The organism is Phenylobacterium sp., assembly GCF_031425575.1.
GTDB lineage: Bacteria > Pseudomonadota > Alphaproteobacteria > Caulobacterales > Caulobacteraceae > Phenylobacterium.
Genome location: NZ_JANPJP010000078.1, coordinates 1 through 2,305 on the forward strand (window position 1 = coordinate 1; position 2,305 = coordinate 2,305).

Below are 2,305 nucleotides of genomic sequence, written 5' to 3' on the forward strand. Positions count from 1 at the left end.
CAGCAATTCCCGAAGCCCAGCGTTCTCGCGCCGCAGCGCCTCAATCTCCGTCTCGTCTTCGTTCTTGGGCAACGTCTCTTCCTTTCAAGAGACGGCGCTTACCCACCTGAGCTTACCGGCCTGTCACGCGGTATCTAACTACCGCAGATGATTTGGTATCTCAAGTGCATAAGTGCCGCAGATTGTCAGGAACAAAACACGAACACAACGAGACCTGAGATGATGTCGAAGGGCGGCGCTCGATGCCAGAACGGAAGCGGCAACGTGTTTGGCCCAAACGCGGCAGGCCACGTCGTGCGGTCAAGCTTGCGACCCTGGGCTGACCTCCACGCTCACCACCCCATGAGACCCCTCCACCACCTTCAACCCCGCCGCCGGGTCCACGTCGCCCAGGTCTACGTCCTCGCGCGGCGTGATCACCCAGGTCCGACGCCCGGCTACCGCGATCACCAAGCGTCCGGTTCCCCAGATATCGGCGGCGTGGCGTTTAAGAGCGCTATACATGGGCTCACGGCGCCAGGCTCGGGGATTGGCGGTGTCGCAGCGGGCGATCAGACGCTTCGCGTCGGCATCCTGATCCAACACCACCTGTGTCTGGTCGGGGCGGAACCGATGGGGCATCTCAGGATCCATCAGCCAGACGCACTCGAAGCTGCGGCAGCTAGCCGGACGGTCAGGGTAGATGCCGCAGCCGCCCTTGCCGCGGTGGGCGCATGGCGCGGACATGGGCTTGGCCAGTTCCGCCACCGCAAAGACCTTGCAGCACAGGCCGCACGGGCCGCAGGATTTAACGCGCGCCGTCATTCCGCCCGCAACGCCGCCTCAAGAGCCGCGTAGTCTGCAAGCCCCGTGACCGGCGTCACCTGCTCGCGCCAGCGGGCGTCGAGTTTGGCGATGATCTCGGGTGTCAGTTCGGCCTTGTGCGCACCGACGCCGCCTTGGCGGACCTTGGCTGAGTCGCTGCCGGCCGGCAGGTTGCAGCGGACTTCCGACACCTTTCGGTTCATGGCGTCGTCGAAGCGGTCCTTGTGGGCCAGCATGTAGCGCAGGGAGGATCGCTCCAGGGTCAGCGCCAGCAGGGCGTCGTCCAGTGGAATGTCGCAGAAGGCGGCCACCCGGCGGATGCTGGTTTCCGGGTCGGCAATCATCTGTTCGTAGGACAGGATCAACACGCCGGGGTCCTGGCGGGCGTTCCACCAGCTGAGCAGATGGCCCCAGTAGGAGCGTCCGGAATCTCGACCGATCCAGTTGTCCGCGAAGTCGGCGATGGGGACGGCGCCCGGTTCCAGGAACCAGCCCTCCATAAAGCGGTACATGGATACCAGGGCGTCGCGCGGATCGCGGAAGCTGACGATGCCCTTCGCCCCGGGCGGCAGGGCATTGTGGGCCAGGTGGCTCTTGAACCCGCGGGGTTCGGCCCGCTGGGGCGCCTCGACGGGAAGGTTCACGGCGGTCGCCATCTCGATCCAGGGGACGACGCGGGAGATGTCGTCGAAATCCATGTCACCGCCGGTGCGCAGGGTATGGAAGATCTGTTGCAGCCAGGTGGTGCCGCACTTGCCGAAGGGCGAGATGACAACGTCGGTGGGCCGGGGCCGCCAGGAGGCGATCGAGGCGCCGATTTCCCGAGGCACGAAAAACTTGCCGGCGATGTCGTTGAACTCGGCGATGGTGCGCGCGCGGCGCGGTTCGGTCGTGGTCATAGCGTCCCCCTGAATGTCGCCCGACACCCTAGTGGAACAGCTGCGCGGCTCAATCCCGCCGACTAACGGGCCACGCCCACCCAGATGATGTGGCGGGCGCCCTTGCCCGAAGGGCTGGCGCGGACCTGCACCTCCTCGACGGCGAAGCCTGCCCGGCGCATGCGTCCGGCGAAGGGCTGGTCAGGGCCGGCCGACCAGACGGCCAGCACGCCGCCGTGCTTCACCGCCTTGCGCATCGTGGCCAGGCCGTTGACGGAATAGAGGCTGTCGTTGGCGTCGCGGTTCAGGCCGTCGGGGCCGTTGTCGGTGTCCATCAGGATGACGTCATAGGGTGGGTTGGCATCGGCCAGCAGCAGGGCCACATCGCCTGGGCCAAGGGACCGCTGGCCCATTTGTACAATGGCTCCCTCGGGGACAAACGCGTGATCCTGCGCCAAGCCGATGTGGCCCTGCTGCTGGCCGATGCCAACCCACCCTATGACTTCATCCTGATGGACACCGACAACGGCCCCGACGGCCTGAACCGCGACGCCAACGACAGCCTCTATTCCGTCAACGGCCTGGCCACGATGCGCAAGGCGGTGAAGCACGGCGGCGTGCTG

The 2,305-nt window shown here is 66.0% G+C and carries 3 protein-coding genes and 1 pseudogene; 1 reads left to right on the plus strand and 3 read right to left on the minus strand.

Annotated elements, in window-relative coordinates:
* Positions 1-300 precede the first annotated feature (300 nt).
* The 3 genes from RMO97_RS04315 to RMO97_RS04325 all read right to left on the minus strand — a co-directional run bounded on the left by RMO97_RS04315 (position 301) and on the right by RMO97_RS04325 (position 2,095).
* Positions 301-726, minus strand: a complete 426-nt coding sequence (locus RMO97_RS04315) for a YkgJ family cysteine cluster protein (protein ID WP_310539312.1) — start codon at positions 724-726, stop codon at positions 301-303.
* Between the two features lie 74 nt (positions 727-800).
* A complete protein-coding gene (locus tag RMO97_RS04320) occupies positions 801-1,703 on the minus strand; it encodes a sulfotransferase domain-containing protein (RefSeq protein ID WP_310539313.1) in 903 nt (300 codons plus the stop codon).
* A gap of 62 nt (positions 1,704-1,765) precedes the next feature.
* Positions 1,766-2,095, minus strand: a complete 330-nt coding sequence (locus RMO97_RS04325) for a hypothetical protein (RefSeq protein ID WP_310539314.1) — start codon at positions 2,093-2,095, stop codon at positions 1,766-1,768.
* 30 nt (positions 2,096-2,125) lie between these two features.
* On the opposite strand from RMO97_RS04325, the pseudogene RMO97_RS04330 reads away from it, so the two are divergent.
* A pseudogene (locus RMO97_RS04330) lies at positions 2,126-2,305 on the plus strand (spermidine synthase); the annotation flags it as partial.